This is a genomic window from Phytoactinopolyspora endophytica, assembly GCF_004138495.1.
GTDB lineage: Bacteria > Actinomycetota > Actinomycetes > Jiangellales > Jiangellaceae > Phytoactinopolyspora > Phytoactinopolyspora endophytica.
This window is the reverse complement of record NZ_ML142851.1, coordinates 227,971-233,188: the sequence shown is the minus strand read 5'-3', so window position 1 is coordinate 233,188 and position 5,218 is coordinate 227,971. Positions and strand designations below refer to the sequence as shown.

Sequence of the window (5,218 nt, the reverse complement as noted above, 5' to 3'; positions counted from 1 at the left end):
TCGATTCGGGCAACACCTCGGCGGCGTCCGTCCCGTTGGCGCTGGCCAAGCTGGTGGAACGCGGCGACATTCCGCCGGGCGCGCCGGTGCTGCTGTTCAGCTTCGGCGGTGGTCTGTCCTGGGCCGGGCAGGTCGTCACCGCCCCCTGACCTGCTCAAAGATGATCTGCGTCTCGGCCTCCATCGAAGCCGTGCCGGTGGAGGCCGGGTTCTGATCAACCCGGCCTCGCGCGTGCGATCTCATCCCGGCTGGGGTATGGCGTGCTCCGCGGCCCGGCTGACGTCCTCCCATTCTGCCCAGGTCTGCATGCGCTGCCTCGAGATGTCGAACGCGAGGTCATAGACCATACTGCCGAGGAGCAGCCGCAACGGCGGCTTCTCGCTGTCGGCGAGCGCCAGCACTGCCTGCGCCGCCAGCTCCGGAGCGCTGTCCACACTGCCTTCGGAGAACTGTCTCTCCAGCTCTTGCCGCATCGGCGCGTAATCCTCGTCCGGCGAGGTGAACCGCATGGAGGTGTACAGATCGGTCCAGTAGCCGCCCGGCTGCACGATGGTGACCGAGACTCCGAAAGGTGCGACCTCCGCCGCCAGCGCCTCGCTCATGCCTTCGAGGGCGAACTTGCTGGCGCTGTACAGCCCGGTCGTGGGGAAGGCGCCGAGCGCGCCGATGCTGGAGATCTGGATGATGTGCCCGGAGCCCTGCCTTCTGAGCTGCGGAACCACGGCCTGGCTGACCCACAGAGCACCGTAGAAGTTGACCTCGAACTGATCTCGCGCCTCCTGCTCGGTGAACTCTTCAACCGCGCCGGACCACATGTTGCCGGCGTTATTGATCACCACATCGATCCGGCCGAAATGGTTCACGGCCTCATCAACCGCGGTGAAGACGGCGGCCCGGTCGGTGACGTCGAGAACCACTGGCAGCACACGGTCCTCGTAGCCCGCCAACAGGTACGGTGTCTCCGTCATGCTCCGCGATGCGGCCACCACACGGTCGCCTGCCTCAAGCGCTGCCCAGGCGAAGGCGAGCCCGAGACCGCGGCTGGCCCCGGTGACGAGCCAGACACGGGACGGGGATGCGGACGGGGAAGGGGTAGTCACGCCGGTACCTCCAGTTGAATCATTCACGAGACGGACCGTCTCGTTTCATAGTTGCAAGCATGAGGCAGCGCACGGGGATTGTCAAGACGGACCGTCTCGTCTCGAAGGACGTAGGATGGTCCATGTGAACCCTCGGACGCCCGCCCCCAATCGCGCCCACGCATCACGCCGGAACGAACAGTCCCGTCAGGCCATCCTGTCGGCGGCCTTGGAGCTGGCCGGAGAACTGCCCTACACCCGACTGAGTGTCGAGGCCATCGCATCGCGCGCCGGCGTCGGGAAACAGACCATCTACCGATGGTGGCCGTCGAAAGCAGCCGTCCTCTTCGATGCCGTACTCGGTGGGAGCGAGAACGACCAGGGTCACATCGCGCTACCGGATACCGGTGACCTCGAGGCCGACCTGAGAACAGTCCTGCGGGCTACCGTGGACGAGTTCAACGACGCCCGGTTCGACCGCCCGATGCGCTCACTGAGCGTCGCACTGATAGAAGATGCTCAGCTGGCGGCCGATTACGAGGACCGCCTCGCACGGCACATGCATCAGGCGAAACGAGCCCGGCTGCACAGCGCCCAGCTCGCCGGCCAGCTGGCGCCGGACACAGATCTGGACACGGCGGTCGAGCTGATCTTCGGCCCGCTCATGAACAGGTGGCTGACGCGCAGCGGATCACTCACACATGAGTATGCCGATGCCGTCCTCGAGACCGCCCTCGCAGGCCTGAGGCCGCGCGACTGACACGCAGCCTGCGGCCGTTCGGCATGACCGCGTGGAGGCGCGACGACTGCTCAACCGTCGCTCATCGTCCCGATGCGGCTGAAGACCGACCACGGCGTGATCTCACTGTTCAGCATGACCACAGTCTTCGGCGCCTCCACCGATGTCGCCGTCTCCGAGTTGGCGATCGAGTCCTTCTACCCAGAAGACGACGTCTCCGCCGCCTATTTTCAGTGATAAGCCGCGCCATCGCGTCGGCGCAGGCGCAAGCATGTAGTACACGGCAGGCCCCCCTGACCTCGTCCAGCCACCGTCTCGGCGTTGGCTCTTACCAACGCTAATTCGACTTCTACTGTTCCGGGACGGCGGAGTCGTCCATGTAGATGAACGACCACTGATGCCCATCTAAGTCTCTGAAGCCCCACATGTACATGAATCCGTCGTCCTGCGGGTCTCCTAGGGACTCCGCGCCGGCCTCCACGGCCGTGCCGCGCAGGGCGTCGATCTCCTCTCGGCTCTGGGCCGACAGACCCACGATGACCTCGGAGCTCTTCGTCGGGTCAGGGATCTCAGCGTTCGTGAATCCCTTGAAGAACGGCTCGACGAGGAGCATGACATACGAGTCATCGCTGATGATCATGCAAGTCGCGTTCTCGTCCGTGAACGTCTCGTCGAATGAGAAGCCGAGCTTGGTGAAGAACTCAACTGTCCTCGCCAGGTCCTGCACCGGCAGGTTGATGAACGTCATCCTCGACATCGATAGTCTCCCTTTTCCTCAGCTGGTTTGTCGCTCATAGGGACAGACCGGCGGCCGGCCGGAGAGTCATCGGCGCCAACGCGTCTTTCTCCGCGAAGACGCACATGAACGGGAGGCGGGTTCCCGGCGACCCGCCTCCCGTTGGCTTGTGCGTTGGCCGCGCTAACCCAATGTGCAGGGCTCGCCGTTGAGCGTGAAGTCGGTCGGCGCCGGGTTACTGCCGGAGTGGGTGCCGTTGAACCCGATGCTCGTCGACCCGCCCGGCGGCAGCGCGCCGTTCCAGCCCATGCTCGTCGCCGTCACGTCGGCGTCGTTCTGTGACCAGTCCGCCGACCAGCCGTCGGTGACGGTCTGGCCGCTCGGGAACCGGAAGCCGAGCGTCCATCCATTGATCTGCCCGGACCCGGTATTGGTGATGGTGACCGAGGCCGTGAACCCTGCGGAGCCGCCCCAGTCGCGGGCGGAGTAGGACACTTCGCACGCGCCGTCGTCGCCGTTGCCCCCGCCATTGTCCGGGTCACCGCCGAGAGCTTCGAGAATTCCGTCGTACGCGGGCTTCTCGTTGTAGGACTCGTCGAAGGGCAGCGCGGCGCCCTGCCCGTCGAACCAGTCCGGAACCCAGGAGAACGCATCAGTGAAGCCCCAGGTCGTGATCCCGACGCAGCCGTCAACCGCCAGGCAGGCGTCCACGACGGCGGCGTAGTCATCCCGTTGCTGCTCGAGCTTGGCCTGCGTCACTGGCAGGTCCATGCGGATGTCTAGCTCGGTGATCCTCACCTCGAGGCCGAGATCGGCGAAGCGCCGGATGTTCTCCTCCATGCTGCTGGGCACCTGACCGAGGATCAGGTGTGCCTGCAGGCCGATGCCGTCGATTGGAACGCCTTGGTTGAGCAGATCCACGACCAGGTCGTAGTACGCGTTGCTCTTCGTGTTGATGCCGTCGATGCTGTAGTCGTTGATGTACAGCTTGGCGTTCGGATCCGCGGCGTCGGCGTAACGGAACGCGTCGGCGATGTACTCCGGCCCGAGCCCTTCCAGCCAGAACGAGTCCCGCAGATCGCCGTCGTCGTCTATCACCTCGTTGGCGACGTCCCATGCCTCCACGTCACCTTGGTAGTGGTTCAGCACGGTGGAGATATGCGTCTGCATGGCACTGTCGAGTTGCTGGCCCTGCAGGTTCTGCAGCCAGTCGGGTGCCTGACTGTGCCAGACGAGCGTGTGCCCGTACACGGCCTGGTTGTTGTCTTGGGCGAACTCCACGATGGCGTCGCCCTGGGACCAGTTGAACTGGCCTTCGCTCGGCTGGAGCGACTCCCATTTCATCGAGTTCTCCGCCGTGACTGAGTTGAACTCTGTTCCGAGAATGTTCCGGTATTGAGTGTTGCCAGAGAGCGGATCGTTTGCGACTGCGGCTCCCATCCGCAGGCCTTGAGCATCGGCCGCTCCACGCAGGGTTTCCTGCGCTTCGGCCGTGCCGGTTGGAACGACGAGTGTGGCGGCAACCAGGGCCGCACCAGCCAAGACTGCTTGGCGACGGCGAGGTGTGATCATGGCCGACAGGTTACGAGCCGGGCCGCGGCCTGTCACTACACGCCATGCGACCGATTTGCCGCGAAGATGGTGACCAGCACGTTTGCTTCGGAATTACCATGAAATTTTCGGACTTGAGTATCGGGAAGAAGCGCGGAAGTGTCTGTCAGATCTGCCTGGCGGGTGCCCTGGACGCGTACCTTCGGCCAGGGCGCTCCCCCCGCACCCTTCGCAATGCGCACCTCTACGCAACACACGTCGACGCAACACACACGTCGACGCGACGCACGCCCGTACGAGCGGTGCCGGCGCACCCCTGCACGCCTATAGGTGCGCATTGCAAAGGCGGTACGTGTCAGTGGCATAGTGCAGGCTTGACCTCGTAAGGGGGTGGGAGTCGTGTACCTCGCCGGCACGGAGCGTCTGGTGCTCAGCCCGACGGACCTCGTGGTGCATCTCGCGTGTCCGCACCTCACGACGTTGAACCGGGACGTCGCTGAAGGCCGGCGCAGGCGCCCAGCCAGCGACGATCCGAGCGCCGACGTCATTCGGTCCCGCGGCGACGCGCACGAGGCGGCAGTGTTGTCGGAGATGGCCACGGCGCACCGCGTCGTCGAGATCCCGCGCGCATCCGGCCCGGCCGAAGCCGAGGAGCTCACGCTCGCCGCCATGAGGGGCGGCGCGGATCGCATCTTCCAGGCAACCTTCTACGACGGGCGCTGGCGCGGCCACGCAGACTTCCTCATCCGCAACGACGCCCGGCCCAGCCACCTTGGTGACTGGTCCTACGACATCGCCGACACCAAGCTGGCCCGCCACGTCAAGGCGTCCGCGCTGCTCCAGATGGCCGTCTACGCCAAGCGCCTGGAGGAGCTACAGGGAGCGGTGCCGGAAACGCTCACCGTCATCCTCGGCAACCGGGACACCGTCAGCATCCCGTACGTCGACGTCGCCGCCTATGCGCGTCGCGCAATGCACACCTTCGAGGCGTGGCTGGCCGACCCGCCCGAGACCTACCCGGTCCGGATCGCGCACTGCGCCATCTGCCCGTGGGCCGACACCTGCGAGGAGCAGTGGCGCAACGACGACGATCTGGTTCTCATCCCGTTTCTC

7 protein-coding genes are annotated in these 5,218 nt (G+C 65.2%); 4 read left to right on the top strand and 3 right to left on the bottom strand.

All coding sequences use genetic code 11. From position 1 onward, the window contains the following. On the top strand, positions 1-149 hold a 149-nt coding region (locus tag ELR45_RS42550), incomplete at its 5' end, for a 3-oxoacyl-[acyl-carrier-protein] synthase III C-terminal domain-containing protein (RefSeq protein WP_420813844.1). A 90-nt stretch (positions 150-239) separates the two neighbouring features. On the opposite strand, the gene ELR45_RS06940 is transcribed toward ELR45_RS42550, so the two are convergent. Then, the gene (locus ELR45_RS06940) at positions 240-1,100 is read right to left on the bottom strand and encodes an SDR family NAD(P)-dependent oxidoreductase (RefSeq protein ID WP_129664587.1); all 861 of its coding nucleotides are present in this window, start codon (positions 1,098-1,100) and stop codon (positions 240-242) included. Positions 1,101-1,224: 124 nt separating this feature from the next. Here ELR45_RS06940 and ELR45_RS06935 point away from each other — a divergent pair, with 124 nt between their 5' ends. Both ELR45_RS06935 and ELR45_RS34750 read left to right on the top strand, forming a co-directional pair. Then, entirely contained in the window at positions 1,225-1,839 is a 615-nt protein-coding gene (locus tag ELR45_RS06935; protein ID WP_240759246.1) for a TetR/AcrR family transcriptional regulator, read from the top strand. Between the two features lie 72 nt (positions 1,840-1,911). Beyond that, on the top strand, positions 1,912-2,055 hold the full coding sequence (locus ELR45_RS34750; RefSeq protein WP_165367547.1) for a hypothetical protein: 144 nt from the start codon (positions 1,912-1,914) through the stop codon (positions 2,053-2,055). A gap of 112 nt (positions 2,056-2,167) precedes the next feature. Here the strand turns inward: ELR45_RS34750 and ELR45_RS06930 are convergent, their stop codons facing one another. Continuing rightward, the gene (locus ELR45_RS06930) at positions 2,168-2,575 is read right to left on the bottom strand and encodes a VOC family protein (protein ID WP_129664583.1); all 408 of its coding nucleotides are present in this window, start codon (positions 2,573-2,575) and stop codon (positions 2,168-2,170) included. Between the two features lie 162 nt (positions 2,576-2,737). After that, positions 2,738-4,126, bottom strand: coding sequence for an endo-1,4-beta-xylanase (locus ELR45_RS06925; protein WP_129664581.1), 1,389 nt, complete (start codon positions 4,124-4,126; stop codon positions 2,738-2,740). Positions 4,127-4,531: 405 nt separating this feature from the next. Between ELR45_RS06925 and ELR45_RS06920 the strand changes: the two genes are divergently transcribed. Then, positions 4,532-5,218 (top strand): TM0106 family RecB-like putative nuclease (locus ELR45_RS06920; RefSeq protein WP_240759245.1); only part of this gene is annotated, 687 nt, incomplete at its 3' end.

Coding starts and splice junctions, on each gene's coding strand:
- ELR45_RS34750 (WP_165367547.1), top strand. CDS start 1,912: ATGCGGCTGAAGACCGACCACGGCGTGATCTCACTGTTCAGCATGACC.
- ELR45_RS06930 (WP_129664583.1), bottom strand. CDS start 2,575: ATGTCGAGGATGACGTTCATCAACCTGCCGGTGCAGGACCTGGCGAGG.
- ELR45_RS06925 (WP_129664581.1), bottom strand. CDS start 4,126: ATGATCACACCTCGCCGTCGCCAAGCAGTCTTGGCTGGTGCGGCCCTG.